We start from the raw sequence: 22999 nt of genomic DNA, 5'->3' as shown, positions 1-22999 counted from the left end.
CAAGTAGCGGTTATAGTTGTCAATATGCGCTTCCAATTGTTCAACATGCGGTTATTGGGGGCCGGATTTTCGTGCCTCATACTTCAAGAGCAGCTTATTTTCCACATCCGTCAACGGCTCGGCCAAGTTCAGCGCAAGCATCCTCCGGATCTGGTTTCTTAGCCTGGAATGGTCGGTCTCCTCAGCCGTCCGCCGCTCAATCAGCTGAATGACAGCAGCCCCGCCGGCGGTCGTAATCGGTCCTGCGTAATCTCCCGTTTCGAGCTTGCCGGCAGCCGTTATAATCGAAGGGTCCAAAAAGGCATCCTCACTGTCAACCTCTCCCAAATCGCCGCCATTGCCTGACGTCGCTTCGTCGGTGGAATACGTTAGGGCGAGCACGCCGAAATCTTCTCCGTTTGCCAGCTTGTCCAGCACCGCCTCGGCGTCTTTGCTCGATGCCGTCAAAATCCAGCGCAGATGCAGCCAAGTGCGGGGCGCATACTCGTCCGCATGCTCCGATAAATAATCGTCTACCTCTTCATCGGTAACGACAATGTTCCGGGTCGCGATTTGCTCCAGCAGCAGCCGGTATTTGGCATCCGTACGCACATCGTCCCGGTCCAATCCGAGCTGCGACTTCATCGCTTCATAAAAAGCCGCTTCGCTTTCGTAGCCTTCCATTTGATCCGCCAAGTCTGCGTCAATATCCTCATCGGTAACGGATAAATTCAGGGCTGCGCTTTCAAGATCGATTGCGGCGCGCACCATCATGGTGCGCAATACTTCGTCTCCGTACTGCCGCGCAAGCCGCTCCTGCAGCTCTGCCTTCGTGATCGGCTTCCCGCCCACGGTCGCGGCAACGACTTTGCCGCCTCCATCCGCTCCGCTGCCGGCCGGACCGGAGGACGTTCCCCCTCCATCGCGGTCGGGAGAGCCGGCATTTTCTCCCGGACCGCCAAGAGGCAGCACCGTCGCCACCACGACAACGGCGAGCACAATCATGCATACGGCTTGAAGGCCGATGATCCCCTTCAACAACCGGTCTTTCCCCATGAACCTTTCAACCCCCGCTATTGAAGCGGCTTCGGCTTCGCTTGCTCCAGCAATTTCTCCAGCTGCGGCCGCTCAAACGTATATGCCTCATTACAGAAATGACAGACGACTTCGGCTTTCCCGTCCTCTTCGATGATCGCGCGAATCTCCGCTTCCCCTAAACTGATCAATGTTTGTTCCACCCGCTCGGCGGAGCATTTGCAAACAAAGTTTACCGGCGATGTGTCCAAAATGGACAGCTCATCTCCGACAACCCAGCGCAAAATTTCCTCCGGCGATTCTCCTTGATCGAGCAGCGACGTAACCGGAGGCAGCCCCGCCAATTTCGTTTCCAGCGCCGCAATTTCATCATCGGAAAGCCCCGGAAGCAGCTGCAAAATAAATCCGCCCGCCTGCAGTACCGACCCGTCGGTGTCGACGAGCACGCCAACGCCTACCGCGGACGGCGTTTGTTCGGAAGAAGCGAAATAATAAGTGAAGTCCTCGCCCAACTCGCCGGAAATAATCGGAACGGAGCCGCGGTAAGGCTCTTTAAGCCCCAAATCTTTAATGACATGGATATGCCCGCTGCGGCCGACGGCCCCTGCCACGTCCAGCTTGCCTTGGTTATTGCTGGCCAGGTGAACGTCGGGATGGTCGACGTAGCCGCGCACTTCGCCTGCCGCATTGGCATCCACGACGATTTGTCCGATCGGTCCGTCTCCTTTTACCTGCAGCGTCAGCTTCTCGGTTCCTTTAAGCATGGCGCCCATCATGGCGCCAACCGTTGCGGTCCGGCCGAGTGCGGCCGTTGCCGTCGGCAGCGTCCGGTGACGGCGGTGCAGCTCTTCCACAAGCGCCGTCGTCCGGGTCGCAAATACGCGCAGTTTGCCGTTCCAGGCCATGCCGCGTACGAGATAATCTTCATTGGCCTTTGTTTCGTTCATCCATTTCCCTCCTTCTATCGTTGCAGCTTAGTTAAGCTTGTGCAAAAGATTCTATACACATCCCCTATTAACCATGTTCACCCATCAGCTAAAAAAAAGGGATAATTTTCGTTCTAATGTATGTTTGCGGGCAAAATACCCCTTTACCGGAAGGCAACCGCACCTCCCGCGCAGCGCTTCCTCTTCCCCCATGAAAAAGGAGAGCGGAGCGAGCGGGTTTGAATCTGTAGAAGCGGCAGCGGTCGCTTTTTCCCGGACTACCGGTGAAAGAGAGCGGAGTGGGCTAATTGTTCTGGAGAAGCGTAAGCGTTCGCTTAAAGGCTTTCTGCAAGAAAGCCACTTCGGAAGCATATGCTTTGTACCCGGATTTCTACCGCTATGCGGATAAATCAAAGAAATCCGGGGACAACAGCGATCGGAAGAATAATTAGTCCACGCAGCGGCCCTTTTTCACTGATTCCGTTCATAAATAATGCGCAGCCCCTCCAGCGTGAGCAGCTGGTCGACTTCATCGACCGTCTCCGACTCGCCCGCAATCAGCTCTGCGAGACCGCCTGTCGCGATGACGCGCGGCTCGACGCCGAATTCGGAGCGGATGCGGCGGACGATGCCGTCGACCTGCGCGGCGTAGCCAAAAATGATCCCCGCCTGCATGCTGCTGACCGGATTGCGTCCGACGACGCTGCGCGGCTTGGCCAGTTCGATGCGCGGCAGCTTGGCTGCTTTCTGGTACAGCGCTTCGGTGGAAATGCCGATTCCCGGCACAATGGCGCCGCCCAGATAAGCTCCGCTGGCGTCGATATAATCGAACGTCGTCGCCGTTCCGAAATCAACGACGATCAGCGGCGTACCGTACTTTTCGATGCCGGCAACCGAATTGACGATCCGGTCCGCCCCGACTTCGCGCGGATTTTCATACCGGATATTAAGACCTGTCTTGATGCCGGGACCGACGACAAGCGGCCGGTGGCGCAAATAAGTCATGCTGAGCTGCTCGAGCGTCCGGTTTAGAGGAGGAACAACCGACGAAATGACGACGCCGTCAATTTCCTCCACCCGCACGCCGGCATATTGAAACAGGTTAAATACGATCATTCCATACTCGTCGGTCGTTGCGGATCGGTTCGTGCTGAACCGCCAATGACGAAGCAGCTGCTTGCCCTCATAAAGACCGAGAACGATGTTGGTGTTCCCGACGTCAAGCACGACAATCACGAATCAAGTCCTCCCTTTCACGCCGCCCAAATCAAGACTGATATCGAGCGCATTAAAAGAATACGTCAGTCCGCCGACCGAAATGACATCGACGCCGGAAGCGGCTATATTCCGAACCGTATCGAGCCGTACGTTGCCGGAAGCTTCCACCACGACATGGGGAGCCCGCGCTTTGATCAGCTTCACCGCTTCGGCCATCCGTTCCGGCTGCATGTTGTCCAGCATAATAATGTCCGCGCCGCAGGCAAGCGCTTCCTCCACCTGCTGCAGCGATTCCGTCTCCACTTCAATCTTCATCGTATGAGGGATCGCCCGGCGGGCCGCTTCGACGGCCGGGGTAATTCCGCCCGCCCCTTTAATGTGATTGTCCTTAATCATGACGGCGTCGTACAGACCGAAGCGGTGGTTCGCGCCGCCGCCGACCCGGACCGCATATTTTTCCAGCATACGGTGGCCCGGCGTCGTCTTGCGCGTATCGACAAGCCGCACCGGCAGCCCTTCCAGCGCGTCAACGAATCCTCGCGTCTTCGTCGCGATTCCCGACAGCCGCTGCATTAAATTCAAGGCAAGCCGTTCCCCGGTCAAAATGCTGTGCGTGCTGCCTTCCACTTCCGCCAGCACCGTGCCGCGGGCAACCGGCTCTCCGTCCTGCACAAGCGCCCGGAAAGCCAGCTGCGGATCCACCACATCAAACACGAGGCGCGCGACGGGAATTCCGGCTACGATGCCCTCTTCTTTCACATGGATGACCGCCTTCGACCGGCTTCCCACCGGAATCGTCGTGCGCGTCGTCACATCTCCGGTGCCGATATCCTCCGCCAACCAAGAGCGGATCAGCTCCCTCAGCGCCGCGTCATAACCGCCAAATTCCAATCCGAATTCAGACATTTTCAAACGACTCCTCCGTTACGCCCGCTTCCCTGTGCAAAACGGAATGCTTCCGCCAAAGCAGATCGTCCCGCTTGGGGAAATCTTTCCGGTAATGCGCGCCTCTGCTCTCTTCCCGCACGAGCGCCGCCTGCGTCGTCAGCATGGCGCCGGTCAGCAGATTCGCAAATTCAAACTCCTCGCGCTTGGTCAGCACCGAAGCAAAGAACGGCTTCTGCCGTTCCAGCTCCGACAGTCCTTTGGCGAGCCCCGTCGCTTCGCGTTGCAGACCGGCATAGCGGACCATAATTTTTTGCAGCTTCAGCCGCTTCTCAACGACGGCCTGGGTCGGAAACCCGCTCCGTTCCTTCTTGTACCGGACTTCCGGCCGGATCGTCAGCGGCTTCATTCCGCCTATGCGGCGGACGATTCGGCGTCCGAATACGATCGCCTCCGACAACGAGTTGCTGGCCAGCCGGTTGGCGCCGTGGACGCCGGTCGACGACACTTCGCCGCAGGCGAACAGCCTCGGGATGCTCGTTTCGCCGTTCAAATCGGTTTTCACGCCGCCCATCATATAGTGCGCCGCAGGCGCGACCGGAATCCAGTCCGTCGCCAAATCAAGCCCGTACTGCAAACAAACTCCATAAATCGTCGGAAAACGGTGCTTAACCATTTCTTCCGATTCGTGCGTCACATCCAAATAGACGAACGTCGAATTCGTCTCTTCGATTTCGTTTACGATCGCTCTGGCGACGACATCGCGCGGAGCGAGCTCCAGCTGCGGATGGTAACGCTCCATAAAGCGTTCGCCGCGAATATTGCGCAGCACGGCACCTTCGCCGCGCACCGCTTCGGATATGAGAAACCGCGGCGCGCCGGGATAGCAAAGCGCCGTCGGGTGAAATTGAATAAATTCCACATCGCGAATCAAAGCCCCGGCACGGTACGCCATCGCGATGCCGTCCCCGGTCGCTACCTCCGGATTCGTCGTATAGCGGAACAGTTGGCCCGACCCGCCCGAGCAAAGAACGGTCGCATTGCCCTTTACGAACACGCGCTGTCCGTCGGGCTTCTGCACGAGCACGCCGCAGCATTCGCCGTTTTGAGTCACGAGGTCAATGGCAAAATGATCGTCCCACACTTCGATGGCCGGGTTTGCGACCGCTTTCTTCGACAATGCGCGCACGATTTCGAAGCCGGTGGCATCCCCATTGGCATGCAAAATACGACGCTGGCTGTGCGCTCCTTCCTTCGTAAGCGCGAACTCCCCGTTTTCCAAATCGAACTGCGTTCCCATGCGCACAAGGCTGCGCACGCCGTGAGGGCCTTCGTTCACGAGTACATCGACCGCCTCGTCGTCGCATAGGCCCGCCCCGGCAATTAGCGTATCCTGCCGGTGATAAGCGGGGGAATCCTCGTCGGAAATGACGGCTGCGATGCCGCCCTGCGCATAACGGGTGTTGCTGTCCAGCAGTGATTTTTTCGTAATGATCAGCACCGAATGATGTTCGCTTGCACGGATCGCGGTAAAGAGACCGGCGATGCCGGCCCCGATGACAATAACGTCTTTCTCGATTACGGGCAGCTCGTCCAGTGCGACATCAACGAGATATCTCGGTATCATCAGTAAGGCTCCTCCAAACATGAGAGTAGCGCATGCTACTCTATTTCACCTGTAGCATACGCTCGAGCGACAACCGCGCTTTGTCGGCAATTTGAGGCGGGACGTAAATTTGCGGCTGCATATTTTCCAAACAGCGGACCAGCTTCTTCAAATTGTTTACTTTCATGTTCGGACAAACCAAATATTTGGAAGCGAAATGGAACGTCTTGTCCGGGCTGTCCAGACGCAGCTGGTACCCTGTTCCGTCTTCGGTGCCGACAATAAATTCCTTCGCTTTCGATTCTTTGCAATATTTGATAATTGCCGTTGTACTTCCGACAAAATCCCCCAGCTCCACCACTTCCGGACGGCATTCGGGGTGAACGACAAATTCGGCGTTCGGATACTTCGCTTTCATTTCCTCGACGTCCTTAACGGTCAGCATATCGTGGGTGTTGCAGTACCCTTCCCAAATAATCATCTTTTTGTCGGTATGCTGCTGCACGTAATGCCCGAGGTTTTTGTCCGGCACCCAGATCACTTCGTCGCCTTCCACCGAGTTTACGACTTTAACCGCATTGGCCGACGTACAGCAAATATCGGTTTCGGCTTTAATTTCCGCCGACGAGTTGATATACGTCACAACTGTGGCGTTCGGGTGCTCGGCTTTAAGCTTGCGCAGCCCGTCCACATTGACCATATCGGCCATCGGGCAGCCGGCACGCTCGTCCGGAATAATGACCGTCTTGTTCGGCGCTAAAATTTTGGCACTTTCGCCCATAAAGTGAACGCCGCAAAACACGATGACGTCGGCATCCGTCGCAGCCGCTTTTTGGGCGAGCAAGAAAGAGTCGCCTCTGAAATCGGCCACTTCCTGTATTTCGTCACGCTGGTAATAATGAGCAAGAATAATGGCGTTGCGTTCTTTCTTCAGCTGGAGCAGTCTCTCGCGCAGCTCGCGGTTTTGTTCCGCTTTGCGCTCCAAAGCCAGTGCTTCCACGGCGAATCCATCTCCTTTGTACGTGCAATAAGCGCATAACAGCCGCCACCGGCAGACAAGCCCCGTGCATGCACGGGGCGTTCGGAGTCCCTTGCGGGTTCCGCCTATTGGTGAGCGGCCATTAAAAATGCGTTTATTTATACTATGCACCAAGCGGTGTGAAATCATTGATTTAACCTTTAATTTACACTTCCGCTTCAAGACTGTCAACAAGCATTGCAAAGGGATTTCCGCTATCGTTTGCCCGGATCGTACGGTTCTCCCGCAGCGGCTGGAGCGTTCGATTTGCCGGCCGAGAAGGCGAGCACGAGCAGCGTCAGCACATACGGCAGCATATAAAGAACTTCATTCGGAATATGCTTGGAAAAATCGAACAGCTGGGCGAAATTACGCAGCGCTTGCGCCAAACCGAAGAAGGTGGCGGCAGCAGCCGCGCCGATCGGGTGCCATCTGCCGAATACGATCGCCGCAATCGCAATGAAGCCTTGACCGGATATCGTCGTATGCGAAAAATCGTTCGTTGTTGTCAGCGTAATCGTCGCGCCGCCAAGACCTGCCAGTGCGCCGCTGAGCAGCACGCCGATGTAGCGGTATTTGGTCACGCTGATGCCGACCGTGTCCGCAGCGCCGGGATGCTCGCCGACGGAGCGCAGCCTGAGGCCGAATGCCGTCTTGTAAAGCACGAAGTAACTGATGATAATGAGTGCGTAGCAAATATACGTTGTCGGATAAGCGCGAAACAGCGCCTCGCCGAAAAATGGAATTTTCGACAAATACGGTACTGCGACCCTTGAAAATGCCTCTTTAATCGTTTCCGTCTGGCCTTGGCCGTCATAGAGGCTTTTCACGAGATATACAGTCAGCCCCAGCACGAAAATGTTCATGACAACACCGATGATGACCTGGTTGGCTTTAAACGTCACCGTCGCCACCGCATGCAGCAGCGAGAACAGCGTGCCGCACAAAATCGCCGCAATGAGCGCAATCCACGGCGCCCCCGCGCCGCCGCCAGCTTCCACAAAATTGGCTGCAACGGCAGCGGCGAATGCGCCGGCGGTCATCAAGCCTTCGAGACCGATATTGACGACCCCGGACCGTTCCGTGAAAATGCCGCCCAGCGCGACGAAAATGAGCGCCGTCGAGAACACGAGCGTTGTATTCATCAGCTGGCCTAATGTGGTGATGATGTCCATCTACACCGCCTCCTTCCGTTTGCGCGCCCGTTTGAAATAAAACGGTTTAAGAAACAGCTGCACAATGCCGTGGGAGGCAACAAAGAAGATGACCGAGCCGATGACGATCCGGATAATTTCATTGGGCACATCCGCTTCAAAGCTCATGCCCGCCGACCCGTATGAAAGGAAACCGAACAAAATGGAACCGAGCAGAATACCGACCGGATTGTTGCCCCCGAGCAGCGAGACGGCGATACCGTCGAAGCCGTAACCCGGCGAAACGGTAAGGATCGCTTGGTACTTGAAGACGCCGAGCACCTCGAATGCGCCCCCCAGGCCGGCAAACAAACCGGAAATGAACATCGCTTTAATAATGTTGCGCTGTACGTTTATTCCTGCATAGCGGGCGGCTTCCGGATTATGTCCGCTGGCGCGGAGCTCGTAGCCTTGTTTCGTTTTCCAAAGCACGATATAAAACACGGCGACGCAAACAAGGCCTACGAGCGTTCCCCAATGGATACGCGCGTTGTCGAGAATGGCCGAAGTCCAGTCCATCGATGCGGAAGCGGAATCGTGAATATGCACCGAGCGCTGCTGCCCTTTTTCAATCAAAAGGCGGTTGACGATCAAGTTTGCGCCAAACAGCGCAATCCAGTTCAGCATGATGGTGGAAATGACTTCGTTGACGCCCCGTTTCGCTTTCAGATAGCCGGCCAGCGCTGCCCACAAACCTCCGAATACAGCGCCTACGACGACCGCAAGCGGAGCATGGATAAACCATGGCAGATTGAGCTTGATGCCGACGATCGACGCGCCGGTCATCCCCGCAATAAACTGGCCTTCCGCGCCGATGTTAAACAGACCGGAACGAAACGCAAAGGCGACACACAGCCCTGTGAAGATAAGAGGCGTTACGGCGCGCAGCGCTTCGCCGAAATCGTAAGGATTGCCGAATACCTTGTCGATAAGAGCCAGGTAAGCATCAATCGGATTGTAGCCGCCGATAAGCATGACAATCGCACCGAACAACAGTCCGAGCAATATCGCGACGAGCGGGATTAGCGCCGACTGTTTATTGAATATTTTGCTGAAAATGTTCATCTCAAACCTCCCCGTCTGCCCGGTTTGCCTTCACAGCCGGCTCGGCGCTGTCGCTTGCATTGCCTGCCATCATCAAACCAATCTTTTCTTCGTCAATTTCTTCCGCATCCATCTGTCCCATGAAACGGCCTCCGCAAATAACGGCAATCCGGTCGGAAAGTCCGTACAGCTCGTCCAGCTCGAACGAGACAAGCAGCACCGCCTTGCCTTGGTCGCGCGCTTCCAGGAGCCGCTTATGCACAAATTCGATGGCGCCGACATCCAGACCGCGGGTCGGCTGCACCGCGATAATCAGATTCGGATTTCGTTTTAATTCCCGGGCAATGATCGCCTTCTGCTGGTTTCCGCCCGAGAGGGAACGCGCCTGATTATGAATCGTCGGCGTCCGCACGTCAAATTCCGCCGCCAGCTCTTTGGCGCTGCTATCCATCGCCTTGTAATCAAGCAGCCCGTTACGGCTGAACGGCGGTTTATAATAACTGCCGAGCGCCATATTTTCACTGACTGTAAAATCGAGCACCAATCCGTGCTTGTGACGATCTTCCGGAATATGCGAGACGCCGGCTTCCATAATGAAGCGGGTCGGCTTATTGGTCAGATCTTTGCCCTGCAGCGTTACGCGGCCGCCGTCAATGCTTCGCATCCCCGTAATCGCCTCCACAAGCTCGCTCTGCCCGTTGCCGTCCACACCCGCAATACCGAAAATTTCGCCTTCCCGGATGTTAAACGTAATGTCATCTAGCACCTTCTTGCCATGTTCCCCGTTCATCGACAAATCGGTCACTTCCAGCACCGTATCGCCCGGCTTGCTTTTTTGTTTATCCACCTGAAACGTAACCGAACGTCCGACCATCATCTCCGCAAGCTGCCGTTCATCCGTCTGGTCGACCGCAACGCTTCCGACAACTTTTCCCCGGCGGACAACGGTCACTTGATCGGCAAGGGCCATAATTTCCTTTAATTTGTGGGTAATCAAAATGATCGAATTCCCTTTATTGGCCAAATTGCGAAGAATGGCGATCAGTTCCTCAATTTCCTGTACGGTAAGCACGGCTGTCGGTTCGTCAAAAATCAAGATATTGGCGCCGCGGTACAACGTTTTTAAAATTTCAACCCGCTGCTGCATGCCGACCGTAATGTCCTGCACACGCATGCGGGGGTCGATTTTCAATCCATACTGCTCGGAGAGCGCGCGAACCTTCTCGTTTGCGGTTTTGTAATCGATCGTCATTCCTTTTCTGGGCTCATGGCCCAAAATAATGTTTTCCGCAACCGTAAACGGCTGCACCAATTTGAAATGCTGATGGACCATGCCGATGCCGAGCTCGATCGCTTTGCCGGGGCCTTCGATGACGACCGGCTTGCCGTCGATCCGGATTTGACCTTCATCCGGCTGATAAAGTCCAAATAAAATATTCATTAACGTTGACTTGCCTGCGCCGTTTTCGCCAAGAAGCGCATGAATTTGACCTTTGCGAAGCTGAAGGCTGATCCCGTCGTTGGCCACAATGCCGGGAAACCGTTTCGTTATGCCTTGCAGTTCGACTACTGTCTGGGCTTGGTCCATGTTGATCCCTCTCTTCCGCGATTGCCTTATCCGCAGCGCCTGAAATCTTCCTGATGTATCATTCTTGCGCGAATGCGGATTTCCTTTTTCATCATGCAGAAACGACTGACCCCTTTTTAACGGGCGACTATACGTTTCGCGGTGAAAGATAAGAATGTTACGCGTGAAACGTTATTTTTTCTTATAATTCGACAAAAAACAAGACCGGCATAACGCCGGCCTTGTATTATCGGCTGATCGGATACTGTCCTTGTCGGGAGGCGCCAGATCAGCCAATCTCGACAATTAGACGTCCGTACCGTCTAAAGAAACAGCCTTATTCGGTAGGTACTTTAATTTCCCCGCTAATAATTTTGTCTTTGTATTCATTTACTTTGGCCAGAACGTCATCCGGAATGTTTTTGTTTGTTTCCGGCAGTCCTACTCCACCGTCTTTCAGAGAGAGAACACGTTCTTTACCGCCTTCAAATTTACCATCGATCACGTCTTTGGAGACGATTTGGACTGCCAGGTCCACACGTTTAACCATCGAAGTGAGGGTGATGTCGTCGCCGAATTCAATCGCTTGGTCTTTATCGACGCCGATTACCCATACTTTCTGTCCGGAGGACAAGCGGTCTTTCGCTTCCGTGAAGACGCCGTTGCCGCTGCCGCCAGCCGCATGATAAATAATGTCTGCACCGGCATTGTAAATCGTTGCCGCCGCCGCTTTGCCAAGGTCCGGTTTCGTAAAGTCGCCGACATAGTTGGCTGTTACCGTTGCGTTAGGGTTAACCGCGGCAACGCCTGCTTTGAAGCCGGCTTCGAATTTCTTGATCAGCGGAAGGTCCATGCCGCCGACAAAACCGATTTTGTTCGTTTTCGTCATCAGACCGGCAACGACGCCGACGAGGAAGGAGCCTTCATGTTCCGCGAACGTAACCGATTCGACGTTCGGTGCGTCAACCACGCTGTCGATGCTGCCCAGTTTCGCGTCCGGGTTTTCGTCCGCTACTTTTTTGAGGGCGGCATTCATCATAAACCCGATGCCCCAAGTGAGATCGTATTTATCTTTGACAAAGGTGTTCAGGTTAGGTTCGAAATCGGCGTCGCTTTTGCTCTCTAACGGTTTAACTTCTACGCCGGTATCTTTATTAAGCTGCTGCAGGCCTTCCCATGCGCTTTGGTTAAACGACTTGTCATTGATGCCGCCGCCGTCCGTTACCATGCCGATTTTCATGCTGGCCGCTTTGGAATCGCCGCTTCCGGAGTTGGTAGAACCGGACTCGGTTCCGGCACTGCCGCTATTATTCGACTTGCTGCCGCAGCCTGCCAAAATAAGCGTCATCGCCAGCAGGGCAACTGACAATAAACCAATTGTCTTGCGCACTTTTTTCATTTGTTTACTCTCCCCTATCTTCTTTTTCATTGAATATAGCTATTATATCCTAACAATTGTAAGAGTCAATGCTTTTTATGTAAATAATAGTGACATTAACTTTACGAACGTAACAATTCAACCTCGTTTTTTGCGTTTTTTCTTACTCGACTCAATTAATGTGAACATTTGTTCATTGTTGAATTAAAGAGGGTGAGGATAAATATGACATTATAGTTACATCAATATCCCTTTTTTCTAGAATGTTCCTCTGCTTAGCTCGCCTCATTTGTCTGGATTAAGAAACTTAGGAGTTAAGTGTGCTAGAGTGGTCGTGCGTAAGAACATGAAGCTTAGGGAGTTAAGCGTGCTAGAACGAGTCGTTCGTAAGAACACGAAGCTGCTCCAGAGGAGAGGTATTGAAATTCTTGATCGGGGTCAGTCAGCGGCTATCCTTACGGACCTTATGGGTCCTCATTGCCGTTATCAGCTGTAAAATATCTTTATTTCGTTCCGGAGCCGGGGGTTGTCGGGGTTCGGGGTTACCCGGTTCCGACGATTCCGAGGACACCGAGGTACACCGCACTGTAATCACTCTTGCGCGAAAGGGGAATTTTTGAAATACCTGCGATCGTACATCTTTTTTCTATGTTTTTATCGATTACGTAATAATTCCTGCAAAAATACATTTATTGTCGATTCCGTCTCACGTTCAGGCTTTAAGAGCCCGGAATTCCTGTACTATCGCAGGTTTTCCCTCCAGACATACGATTCCGATCGATAAATCCTGCACCTTTGCAGGCTTTCCCTTCAGAACATGCAATTTGGATCGATAACTAATGCTCCATCGCAGGTTTTCCTCTCGGCATGCGATTTCGAATGATTAATGCACCGCCCATTGCAGGCTTTCCCGTCAGACATACGATTTCGATCGATAGCTGATGTGCGGTTTCAGGTTTAACGAGAAAGGACCTCCGGCTCCGCTGAAGCCAGCGGAACTGGAGGTCCTTTTTTTGCGTGATATTTGGGACGTCATTAGGGACGTGATTTGGGACGTGCTCATTCATGCGAACACTTATGAGAAAGCCCCGTTTCCGGGTTATGAAAGCTTATGAGCCGTACGGGAGGACAGCCCCGCGTTCATAATCTATAACCTGAATATTAACTTTAGCTCGTGCTTCCGCCATCATTGTTGCCGCCGCTATCGCCGGCAGGAGGCGTAAGATCGCCCGGTTCACGGGTTTGAATCCGCACCTTTACGTTGCCGAGCGTATCGATCGTCGGCTCAGCGGACGGCTCTTCCGTCTTCGAATCGCCGGAGACGGTTCCGTCGAGTGAACCGGTATCGATGAGACGCTTAATTTGCTCAAGCTCAAGCGTTTCGTTGCTGAGCAGCGTCTGAGCGATCAGATGCACTTCCTTGCTCTTCTCCGTCAGAAGATCTTTGGCGCGCGTGTAGCAATCCGTAACGAGACGCTGCATTTCCTGGTCGATCTCGTAAGCGATCGCGTCGGAATAGTTTTGCTCATGTCCCAAATCGCGTCCGAGGAAAACTTGGCCCTGCGTGGTTCCGAACTGCAGCGGACCGAGCTTCTCGCTCATCCCGTATTCCATAATCATGCTGCGCACGATGCCGGTCGCCTGCTTGAAGTCGCTGTACGCCCCGGTACCGATTTCCCCGATAAACAGCTCCTCGGCGACGCGTCCGCCCAGAAGGCCGGTAACTTTGTCCAGCAGCTCCTGCTTCGTGACGAGCATCCGGTCTTCCTTCGGCAGCATAATGACGTAACCGCCCGCACGGCCGCGCGGAATAATCGTTACTTTATGAACCATATCCGCATGCTCCAGGAAGTAGCCGATAATGGTATGGCCGGCTTCATGGTAAGCGACAATGCGTTTCTCGCGGTCGCTGATGACTCGGCTTTTCTTCTCCGTGCCGACAATGACGCGGTCGATCGCCTCGTCGACTTCGACCATTGCGATATCCTTCTTGTTGCGGCGCGCCGCAAGCAGCGCGGCCTCATTGAGCAGGTTTTCCAAATCGGCGCCCGTAAAGCCGGTCGTCCGTTTCGCAATAACGTCAAGCTTGACGTCCTTGGCGAACGGCTTGTTGCGGGCATGGACTTTCAAGACCGCTTCGCGGCCTTTCACATCCGGGCGGTCAACCGTAATTTGACGGTCGAAGCGTCCCGGACGCAGCAGAGCCGGGTCGAGAATGTCCGGACGGTTGGTAGCCGCAACGATAATAATGCCTTCGTTCGCGCCGAATCCGTCCATTTCGACGAGCAGCTGGTTGAGCGTCTGCTCACGCTCGTCATGGCCGCCGCCAAGTCCGGCGCCGCGCTGACGGCCTACCGCGTCAATCTCGTCAATGAATATAATACAAGGAGCGTTCTTCTTGGCGTTCTCGAACAGATCGCGCACACGGGATGCGCCGACCCCGACGAACATCTCCACAAAGTCCGAACCCGAAATACTGAAGAACGGTACGCCCGCTTCGCCTGCAACCGCACGCGCAAGCAGCGTTTTACCGGTACCCGGAGGCCCTACAAGCAGCACGCCTTTCGGAATGCGGGCTCCGACCGCCGCAAATTTGCGGGGATCTTTCAAAAATTCGACGACTTCGACAAGCTCCTGCTTCTCTTCGTCGGCTCCCGCCACATCCTCGAATGTGACGCGTTTCTTCTCCTCGTTGTACAACCGCGCCCGGCTTTTGCCAAAGTTCATCACTTTGCCGCCGCCGCCTTGGGCTTGGTTGATCAGGAAGAAGAACAAGATGAAAATAATGACAAACGGTACAATGGAGGTGAGGAATGTAAGCCAGATGCTTTCACCCTGCATCGGCTTGACCGTCAAATCAAAGTTGTTTGCTTTCGATGCATCGGTAATTTCCTTGACCGAAAATTCCTCCGCCGTCGTACGCGAATAAAACTTGTTTGATTCCGCCCCCTGCGGTTTGGTTCTATATTCGCCGGTCACCAGATAGGAGTAGCCGTCGAACTGCAGCTTAGCATTGGCGATGTTATTGTCCTGAATAGCCTGCTCGAGCTGATCGTAACGTATTTCGGTTGTGGTGTCGTTTTGGCTGCTGATAAATTGGACAATTCCGACGGTCACCAAAAAGATGAGCAAATAAAATCCAGTGTTCCGGATGATCCGATTCATCCCCTACCTCCTCTCAAGACGCTTAAAATATTTTACCATAGCAAGTCTTGCCACCACAATAGAACCGGTTTCAAGGCAAGTATGGCGAATCGCATCCGTTGTTAAGTGTTTTTCTTCTCGTAAACTTCGGGTTTCAAAATGCCGATGAAAGGAAGATTCCGGTAGCGCTCGGCGTAATCGAGACCGTAGCCGACGACAAACGCATCCGGCAGGACAAAGCCTTTGTAATCGGCTTCCAAACCTACGGTCCGCCGGGCCGGCTTGTCAAAGATCGTTACGATCGTCACCGACTTGGCGTTGCGCCGCTCGAGCACATCGACCAAATAACTTAGGGTCAAGCCGCTGTCGATAATGTCTTCCACGATCAGCACGTCGCGGCCTTCGACGGAAACGTCGAGATCCTTGATGATCTTGACGACGCCCGACGACTTCGTCGACTGCCCGTAGCTGGAAACGGCCATAAAGTCTATTTCGAGCGGAGTGCGTATTTCCTTAACCAGATCCGCCATAAAAATAAACGCGCCTTTGAGAATGCAAATGACGAGCGGGTTGCGCCCTTCAAAATCCCGTGTCAGAAGCTCACCGAGCTCTTTGACCTTGTTCTGTATTTGTTCCGAGCTGTAAAGTATTTCCTGAATGTCATTCTGCAACGTATTGCCCCTCCCGCAATGGCTGTATAACTTCATACTATGAGCTTACAAGTGCCGCTTATTCGCATTACTATCCCCTGTCCGGCGGAAAATCGCATCCGTTTCCACCCTCTTGAACCGTAACCTTCAGCAGGGCCGATGACTCCTTCCGGGGCAGTGCTTTCGCAGAGCGCCGGACGCCGGGAATCCAGAGCAGTTCGCCGGTTCCGTCTGTCAGCAATGGAACGAGCCCGCGCCGCGAAGGCGCGATCTTGGCGTCAATGAACATATCTTGCACCTTTTTGCTGCCGTTTAACCCGAGCACCGTCATCCGGTCGCCCGGCCGCCTGCTGCGCACCGTCAGCGGAAAGGTCAGCCCGTTCAAGTCAAACAGGGCTTCCCAGCGGCGCTGGCGCTCCGTTTGGCTGCCCGGCGCAAGCCGTTCAAAGCGAAACCGGAGCCCGCTTTGCGGAACCGCAAGATCGCCCTCCTCCGGCGCTTTATACACAAAAGAGGAAGCGGGCTGCCCCGCATCCTCGCCCGCAGTGCCGGGGGCTGTCCAGCGCAATAAGTCATACTCGCGGCGGAAAATGACTCCCCTGCCCGCATCCGTCTTCCATGTCGCGGGAGCTTCTGCAAGCGAGGCCATTCGTATCGTCTCCACCCGCTCATAAGGGGTGGGTTCGTTTTCCAATCCAAGATAATTTAATATTAGTTTAATCAATCTCCTTTGTAAAGCGACGTGCAGCCCGGCGAAAGCGGCGGCCGAAACCTCGCATTCTCCGGGCTTAGCGGTCACCAAACGGGTGTAGGCCGCCTCCGTCTCCAGCCGCAGCAGCTCGTCCTCCGCGGAGGCGATGTCGGCGAGCCGGCACAGCGATTCCGTCAGACGATCGTTATAGCGGGAAAGATACGGAAGCGCATCCAACCGGATTTCGTTGCGGAAGTAGTCGCGCTTTTCGTTGCTGCTGTCCACATAATATGAAATGGAATTGTCCTCGCAATAGCGAATCAGTTCCTTTTTGTACATACGGAGTAAGGGACGGATAAGTTCCACATTTTTTTCGCGCCGCCTGAGCGGGATTCCGGCCAGGCCGCTGGTGGAGGTGCCGCGCAGCACCCGCATCAGCACCGTCTCCGCCTGATCGTCCGCATGATGAGCGAGCGCGATGCGCGATGCGCCCAGGCGCGCGGCAGACTCATGCAGAAATCGATACCGCAGCAGCCGCGCGGCAGCCTGCAAATTCATTCCCGTCTCTTCTATATAAGCGGGAACGTCGATCGCCGCGCTTTCGCACGGGATGCCCAAACTTGCCGCAAAGGCCCGTACCCCTTGCGCCTCCCGCTCCGATTCGCCGCCCCGGAAGCGGTGATCGACGTGCGCGGCGGCAATCGTCAGCCCAAGCCGTTCGGATAACCGGTGCAGCGCATGCAGAAGCGCCATCGAATCGGGACCTCCGGACACGGCGACAAGGAGCGTGTCGCCGGCTTGCCACAGCCGCTCCGCCGCTCCGATATCCGCCAGTTTTTGTTCCAGTTCGCAGCTCTCATTCATGTTCTTTCGAATCTCCTTCGGCCGTTACAAGCCCGTCCGTGCAATCCAGTAGACGGTCGCCCCCAGCGCCAGCGCGCAGGCGACGAACAGCCCCTTCATCCAACGCGGAGCAGGCTGCGAGTTGTGATAGGTGCCGATCCGGTGCATGACGGCCTGCCAGGCCGACACCGCTTCACCCGTGTCCCGGAAACCGCCCGCAATTGCGCGGCTGATCCAGCCGGAGAACGGCTTCAGCGTCGGGTTCGCCTGCACCAGCTTCAGCAGTTCTTCCGGCGAGCGCGTCTGCGGAAGCTGAGCGGCGCTTAGCTGCTGCAGGCGACGCCCTTCGTGGAGCTGAACGCACAGAACCGCAAACGAGAACAAATCGTACGCCGCGTCCGCGCTTCGGCTCCCGGCGTTCCAGAAGCCGCGGTCATAGATTTCGGTAAACTGGCGCACCCCTTTGCCAAATTCCGTCACGCCTCCGTAATCGACCAGCTCGACGCGCCCGTAATCGGCGACGAGCACATTTTCCATCTTCAGATCGCCGAACGCCCAGCCCGCCCGGTGCAGCTCCCACAGCCTCTTCAGCAGATTGCAGCCGACAACCGGAAACCACTCCCGACGCTCTGCCCGCAAGTAGTCGGACAGCTTGACGCCCTTTACGTATTTCATTACATAAAAGGGATATTCCCGGCCGTCCCGCGCCTGCAGATCGTCCACATCAATCAGAAAAGGTTCGCCCGCGTCGCGCCGGCGAAGCTGCTGGCCGGCGAGCGACTGCAAAACGTTGACCTCCGACTGCAGGTCAACTGCGCTTGAGCCCACTTTGAGCGCGTACCAGCTGCGGTCCCGCGAAACGAGAAACACCTTGCCGTTCGCCCCTTCGCCTAGCAGACGATCGACCCGGTACCGGCGCTGCTTCCATTTGCCGGTCACAACCGCTCCCCGTTCCAAGACCAGCTTAAACGACGTCGTCACTCATCATCCCGTCCGTTTCGACTCCGCCTCGCCGCTCTGCGCGGCTGCCGCGGTAGAATTCGACGACCTGCAGCAGCGCAGGACCCGTCGGCGTCGTGCCTCTCATCTGCAGCTTCGGAAAAATAGACTGGACTCCGCTCAAATTATCGGTCCAGCCCAGATCCATCGTACAATCGTCGCCGTATGCCGAGCCCGGGAAATGAAACACCGCCAGCTCGCTCTCTCCCTGCCGGGATTGAAGGCTCAGCATCAAATCGCGGATTGCCTCCTCCACTGCCGCCAGCTTCGGCTTCATGCTGGCGCTGGCATCGATCAAAAGCGCGACGCTCAGCTTGCTGCTCTCGCCGAGCTCATCGATCACGCGCACGACCTCGCTGCGCTTCTCTGGCGGCAGTTCCTCGATCGACGAGGAGCCGAGCACATGCTTCAATTCTTTCTGAACGGCCTGCTGAATCGTATGCATCACCGTTTTGCGTGTCATCATCTGCACCGTTTGCGACAGCTGGCGCGTATCCGCCAGCCGGCTCATCCCTCCGCCGGAGCGGGCGATCTCTTCAATTTCCTTCGCTCCGAATTCGCCGACATCCCCATGATCCAGAATGCCGACCACATTGACAACGATACCTTCCGCCAGGGCATGGGCGGCGCTTACGACCGGGCTGATGCCGACATTCGAGCAGCCGTCGGTAATGAGCAGTATTTGTTTCACGTCTGAAAACCTCCCAAAAACATGCAATCTAGGCTTCTTTCTATCAGCCTTCCCTGTTTTGGAAGAGTTCATAACCGCACCGTTTTAAACTTGTTTTCCCCCCTATTATAAACAATTTCCCGGGAAAAGAAAAAAGGCGCACTCGGCGCCTACTCATGTATAACCGCTCCCTATGCCCCCAAATAGGCCCGCCCGCTTGCACCCGGACCCATCCGGCAGAAAAAGAGACCGTCACCCCGAATGGGGGGAGACGGCCTTAGGCAAATGCAAGTATTTCGCTTCTATGGTCCGGTTGATTCGCTGCTCTCTTAACCTCCTTCACCGCTCATATGCGTTTGTTTGATCACCAGCTCCGCCGGATCATCACCTCCATTTCCTTCCGTCCGAACCGGCACGGGCTCCTCGCCAGTCTTCGCCGTAATCGCCGCTTTGCCGCCCGCTCGGCCTGCTCCGCTGGTGGCCGTCGCTGCTGCTGCCGGACTTTCCAATATTTGTTCAGGAGCGGCCGTAAATACGGCTCCTGGCGCTGACCCGTTACGGCTTCGCTCTGCCGACGCTTCCTCCTGCTGCGGATCGAAGCGGCGGCGACGGCTGCCGGATGACGACGCCTCCCGATTCGTCCGATCAACCTGGAACGCGAGTCCGGCAAGGACGCTGACGGCCGGCCGGAAATCCCGTTATCCGCCGCATGTGCAGCCGCCGCTTCTGCCGGATTAACCACTCCGGCCCATTGCGCCCGGGTCTTGGTGACGAACGTCATGATGGTCCCGGCAGCTCCGGCCGCTTTCGTCTTGACCGTCAATTTCACTTTATCGAACGCCCGGTACAGCAAGTCCAGCTGAATACGGCGCCTGTGTGCGCCAAGCAGCAGTCGTTGCTCCAGTTCCGCCAGCCGGCGCTGCTCCTTCGCCGCTGCGAGGCGGCGCTCCAGTTCCGCTCTCGCCCGGCGGCGTTCCGCCAGCCGGCGCTGCTGCTCAAGCTCGCTTCTTCGCTGCTCTTCAAGCCGCTGCTGCTGCTTCAGCAGCAGACTTTCTCTTTTTTTACGGGAACGGACACCTTCGGAAGACTTGCGCATTAATTTACCCATCAATTCGATTCCTCCTCTTCGTTAATCCATCTCCTTGCAGTTCCTTGCAGCACTGGAATCCGGCACATCCCTACCTGCGAAAGCGAAACCGTTCGCGCTTGATCAATCCCGCGTAGGAGTCAATGACGGCAAAGAATCCGATTTGCTATCGTCAGCTTACCGTTCGCGGACGCTCGAATTTATTCAAGCCCGGCCAGCGGAACGTCGCCCATTCCGGCGAATGCTTGTCCACCCTTGCCACCACGACGGTCATGTCGTCCACGATGTTTCCTTTATGATGGCGCACGACGCGTTCAAGCATCATATCGGCGATTTGCTGCGGATCGTCCGAATCGATTTCCTGGATGATGCGCTTCATCCAAAGCTCTTTGTTGACCGCATGTCCCGGAGCGTCGTAGATGCCGTCGGTCATCATGATGAGCGTGTCGCCCGGCAAAAGCTGCATCGAGATGAGGTCGATGTCGATTTCCTGCAAAATGCCGATCGGCAAATTGCTCGCGGTCACTTCAATGACCTCGCCGCCCCTCTTAATGAAGCTCGGCGTCGAGCCGATTTTCAGAAACGTCGTTTTCGCCGTGTACATGTCGATCAGCGCCACATCGACCGTTGCAAAAATTTCATCCGGCGAACGGAGCATCAGCACCGAATTCACCGACTTGATCGCCAGCTTCTCGTCCATACCCGACTGCAGCAGCTGCTGCAGAATCGTCAGCGCCGTGCTGCTTTCCAGCCGCGCCCGCTCCCCGTTGCCCATCCCGTCGCTGATGGCGACCGCGAACTTGCCGTTGCCGAGCTCGACGGTGCTGAAGCTGTCCCCCGACAGTAAATCGCCTCCTTTGGCCGCGCCGGCGATGCCGGTCTCGACCTCGAATTCCTTGGCGGAACCGAACAATACCATGGCCGGCTCCCCTTCTTTATCCGGATACCGTTCCGTCTTCACCGCGATCGGCTCGCCGAGAATATCGGAGAGCAGCGGCGCGATAATTTTGCGGCTTTCGTCAAACCCCCTCGCAAACGTGTGGTACACTTCGATTTCCACGTTCCCCTCCTCAAGGTTAATAATGTCCAGCCCGTGTATCGAAAGCCCGAGCGATTCCAGCGCATCGCGGATCTGCTCCTCCTGCAGATGCAGCGTCTGGCCTTCCCTCGTAATTTCCCGCGCCAAATCTTCCATCACCTGTGATACGCCGGAGAGCTGATCGGCTACAAGCTGCCGGGATTCGCCGATCTGTTTTTTCCAATAAAGGTCGTGCTTGTACAGCTCATATTGCTGCTGCAGCACCGCCATCACCTGCGGCGTCTTGATGCAGTGCACCGTCCATGACTTGGGCGTATCCTTCTTGCCCCCGTAGCTCCCGTTCTCCACCGCCGTCATCATTTCGGTCATCAGCTTGTACGTGTCGTAAAATTTGGCGTTCCAGCACATGTCCTTGCGGTGGCAGCCGGCGCAGGTGCGCTCCGCGACCGCGTTCATAAAGTGGCCGATCTCCTCCTCCTTCTTCACTTCCTGCAGCGGGACCAGTTGGCCGAAGCTGCGGGAGAGCTGCCGGAACACCTCCGAGAACTGCGTCACCCTTTGGGCCGTTACCTCCCTAACCCGTTTCGCATATTCATGCTGCGATTTGGCGTGCTCGCTCGTTCCCGGCACAAAGCGGGCAACAGTCCGCACGGCGCTCCTCGGCGTCAGCAGAAACAGCGCCGCCGCCGCCACCGATTCCCAAGTGGAATCCATCACATCGCTCTGATTGCCGATATAAACCGAAAGAATGGACGTGCCGAGCAGCATGCCGAACGCCACCGCCATCCGCCCGCCTTCGCGGAGCAGCCCTGCAAGCAGCCCGGAAAAGGCGAGCAGGCTCATTTGAACGACGGCATTCAAATTGGCTAAGCTTAAAATGAGTCCCGCCACCACACCAACCGAAGCGCCGAGCGGCGCTCCGCCGACGAACGCGAACATCAGCAGCATATAACGCGACAATATATGCTCCACCGACAGACCGGATACGGTCCAGCCGACCGCCCCGGTCATAACGGCCGCCAGCATGATCATCAGGCAGATGATTTCTTCATTCTTAAGCGCATTGCTCTTGCGTGTTAGCGTCAGCACCGGAATCGCCTGGACAAATACGAGCGTCAGCACGAACGCGAGCGCCGATTCCACCGCAACCATCAGAAGATCGTACCACCCGAGCGTGTTATAGATAAAAACGCCGAACAGCTTCACGACCATCGTCGATACGAACACGAGTACCGGAGCGTACGACAGCTCGGCCCGCTCGTACATTTCCAATCCTTTCAGCAGCAGGAACAGCACGCCGATCTCCATCGCAATCGGGATCGGACTGGGCGTAATGGCGAAGAAGCTGCCCGCGATGAGCGCTATGGCCGCCTGCTTGTACACATCCCGCCGCAGAAAAAAGATAACGGCAAAGTATGCGGGCGCAAATGGCATCAAATTTTCCAAAATAACGGCCCGTCCGAGCAGGAAGCCGACCAGCATGAGCAGGATCGTCCATTTCTTGGCCGCAACCAGCTGGACGCTTCTCCGGCCTCCCACCCATTCTTTGCACTTGCGAAGCCACTGGCTCGCCCTGCCGCTGCGCGGCATGCCCGGAAACAGAACAACGTTTTCTTTGTCCTTCATACGGCACCACCATTTCCGAATTAGTGTGATCCCCATTATAGAGGGGCGGTTTCATAAAGTTTGTCAGAAAGCGTTGGCGGGACGAAAGTTTTTTCCGACAAAAGAACACGGGGCTCCGCGGCTTGTCGGGCGCCTGTCGGAACAGCAGCCAACCTTAGCGGCGGCGCAGCATCCGGCTGCCTGTGCACCATTGTGAAAATGTGAAATTTTTACCATTTTTACAACAAAAAAACGTCCCCTTTCGCTTTGCGGCAGCGAAAATGACGTCCGATTGTGTCGGGTTTATGGGAGGGCAGGGGAAAAGTTTTTGGTCTATTTTTGAAGGCGCCGATTCGGTCGAACGATGGGCTGCGAATCAAAGCGCCGCAAATAAGGATCACCGAAGACGCAAAAAGAGCAGA

17 protein-coding genes are annotated in these 22999 nt (G+C 55.6%); all 17 read right to left on the bottom strand.

All coding sequences use genetic code 11. The features are described from left to right. Positions 1–51: 51 nt before the first annotated feature. The 17 genes from VN24_RS10615 to spoIIE all read right to left on the bottom strand — a co-directional run bounded on the left by VN24_RS10615 (position 52) and on the right by spoIIE (position 22598). Complete coding sequence (locus tag VN24_RS10615) at positions 52–1035, bottom strand: peptidyl-prolyl cis-trans isomerase (protein WP_045670394.1); 984 nt, start codon at positions 1033–1035, stop codon at positions 52–54. A 17-nt stretch (positions 1036–1052) separates the two neighbouring features. Further along, positions 1053–1961 (bottom strand): Hsp33 family molecular chaperone HslO, encoded by a 909-nt coding sequence (hslO, locus tag VN24_RS10610; RefSeq protein WP_045670393.1) that lies wholly within the window; start codon positions 1959–1961, stop codon positions 1053–1055. A gap of 450 nt (positions 1962–2411) precedes the next feature. After that, positions 2412–3176 (bottom strand): type III pantothenate kinase, encoded by a 765-nt coding sequence (locus VN24_RS10605; RefSeq protein ID WP_045670392.1) that lies wholly within the window; start codon positions 3174–3176, stop codon positions 2412–2414. A gap of 3 nt (positions 3177–3179) precedes the next feature. Further along, positions 3180–4064: a carboxylating nicotinate-nucleotide diphosphorylase gene (nadC, locus tag VN24_RS10600; protein WP_193790108.1), complete on the bottom strand. Its 885-nt coding sequence runs from the start codon at positions 4062–4064 to the stop codon at positions 3180–3182. Next, positions 4057–5670: an L-aspartate oxidase gene (nadB, locus tag VN24_RS10595; RefSeq protein WP_045670391.1), complete on the bottom strand. Its 1614-nt coding sequence runs from the start codon at positions 5668–5670 to the stop codon at positions 4057–4059. The genes nadC and nadB overlap by 8 nt, the downstream gene beginning before the upstream one ends. 40 nt (positions 5671–5710) lie before the next feature. Continuing rightward, on the bottom strand, positions 5711–6649 hold the full coding sequence (gene nadA / locus VN24_RS10590; protein ID WP_045670390.1) for a quinolinate synthase NadA: 939 nt from the start codon (positions 6647–6649) through the stop codon (positions 5711–5713). A 233-nt stretch (positions 6650–6882) separates the two neighbouring features. Further along, positions 6883–7842, bottom strand: coding sequence for an ABC transporter permease (locus VN24_RS10585; RefSeq protein ID WP_045670389.1), 960 nt, complete (start codon positions 7840–7842; stop codon positions 6883–6885). Further along, complete coding sequence (locus tag VN24_RS10580) at positions 7843–8925, bottom strand: ABC transporter permease (RefSeq protein ID WP_045670388.1); 1083 nt, start codon at positions 8923–8925, stop codon at positions 7843–7845. Position 8926: 1 nt separating this feature from the next. After that, entirely contained in the window at positions 8927–10492 is a 1566-nt protein-coding gene (locus VN24_RS10575) for an ABC transporter ATP-binding protein (protein WP_045670387.1), read from the bottom strand. Positions 10493–10808: 316 nt separating this feature from the next. After that, complete coding sequence (locus VN24_RS10570) at positions 10809–11861, bottom strand: BMP family lipoprotein (RefSeq protein ID WP_420798628.1); 1053 nt, start codon at positions 11859–11861, stop codon at positions 10809–10811. A gap of 1155 nt (positions 11862–13016) precedes the next feature. Next, positions 13017–15014 (bottom strand): ATP-dependent zinc metalloprotease FtsH, encoded by a 1998-nt coding sequence (gene ftsH, locus VN24_RS10565; RefSeq protein ID WP_045670385.1) that lies wholly within the window; start codon positions 15012–15014, stop codon positions 13017–13019. Positions 15015–15115: 101 nt separating this feature from the next. Continuing rightward, positions 15116–15664 (bottom strand): hypoxanthine phosphoribosyltransferase, encoded by a 549-nt coding sequence (gene hpt / locus VN24_RS10560; RefSeq protein ID WP_045670384.1) that lies wholly within the window; start codon positions 15662–15664, stop codon positions 15116–15118. A gap of 70 nt (positions 15665–15734) precedes the next feature. After that, complete coding sequence (tilS, locus tag VN24_RS10555; RefSeq protein ID WP_045670383.1) at positions 15735–17198, bottom strand: tRNA lysidine(34) synthetase TilS; 1464 nt, start codon at positions 17196–17198, stop codon at positions 15735–15737. A 24-nt stretch (positions 17199–17222) separates the two neighbouring features. Continuing rightward, positions 17223–18158 (bottom strand): protein kinase domain-containing protein, encoded by a 936-nt coding sequence (locus VN24_RS10550; RefSeq protein ID WP_045670382.1) that lies wholly within the window; start codon positions 18156–18158, stop codon positions 17223–17225. Beyond that, a complete protein-coding gene (locus tag VN24_RS10545; protein ID WP_045670381.1) occupies positions 18142–18867 on the bottom strand; it encodes a vWA domain-containing protein in 726 nt (241 codons plus the stop codon). The genes VN24_RS10550 and VN24_RS10545 overlap by 17 nt, the downstream gene beginning before the upstream one ends. A 343-nt stretch (positions 18868–19210) precedes the next feature. Further along, positions 19211–19954 (bottom strand): hypothetical protein, encoded by a 744-nt coding sequence (locus VN24_RS10540; RefSeq protein ID WP_045670380.1) that lies wholly within the window; start codon positions 19952–19954, stop codon positions 19211–19213. 151 nt (positions 19955–20105) lie between these two features. After that, positions 20106–22598 carry a stage II sporulation protein E gene (spoIIE, locus tag VN24_RS10535; protein WP_045670379.1) on the bottom strand — a complete coding sequence of 831 codons (2493 nt, stop codon included), beginning with the start codon at positions 22596–22598 and terminating at the stop codon, positions 20106–20108. Positions 22599–22999: the final 401 nt, after the last annotated feature.

Source organism: Paenibacillus beijingensis (genome assembly GCF_000961095.1).
In the GTDB taxonomy this organism is placed as follows: domain Bacteria; phylum Bacillota; class Bacilli; order Paenibacillales; family Paenibacillaceae; genus Paenibacillus_O; species Paenibacillus_O beijingensis.
This window is presented reverse-complemented; position numbering and strand designations above follow the sequence as displayed.

Coding starts and splice junctions, on each gene's coding strand:
- VN24_RS10615 (WP_045670394.1), bottom strand. CDS start 1,035: ATGGGGAAAGACCGGTTGTTGAAGGGGATCATCGGCCTTCAAGCCGTA.
- hslO (WP_045670393.1), bottom strand. CDS start 1,961: ATGAACGAAACAAAGGCCAATGAAGATTATCTCGTACGCGGCATGGCC.
- nadC (WP_193790108.1), bottom strand. CDS start 4,064: ATGTCTGAATTCGGATTGGAATTTGGCGGTTATGACGCGGCGCTGAGG.
- nadB (WP_045670391.1), bottom strand. CDS start 5,670: ATGATACCGAGATATCTCGTTGATGTCGCACTGGACGAGCTGCCCGTA.
- VN24_RS10585 (WP_045670389.1), bottom strand. CDS start 7,842: ATGGACATCATCACCACATTAGGCCAGCTGATGAATACAACGCTCGTG.
- VN24_RS10580 (WP_045670388.1), bottom strand. CDS start 8,925: ATGAACATTTTCAGCAAAATATTCAATAAACAGTCGGCGCTAATCCCG.
- VN24_RS10575 (WP_045670387.1), bottom strand. CDS start 10,492: ATGGACCAAGCCCAGACAGTAGTCGAACTGCAAGGCATAACGAAACGG.
- ftsH (WP_045670385.1), bottom strand. CDS start 15,014: ATGAATCGGATCATCCGGAACACTGGATTTTATTTGCTCATCTTTTTG.
- tilS (WP_045670383.1), bottom strand. CDS start 17,198: ATGAATGAGAGCTGCGAACTGGAACAAAAACTGGCGGATATCGGAGCG.
- VN24_RS10540 (WP_045670380.1), bottom strand. CDS start 19,954: ATGGGTAAATTAATGCGCAAGTCTTCCGAAGGTGTCCGTTCCCGTAAA.
- spoIIE (WP_045670379.1), bottom strand. CDS start 22,598: ATGAAGGACAAAGAAAACGTTGTTCTGTTTCCGGGCATGCCGCGCAGC.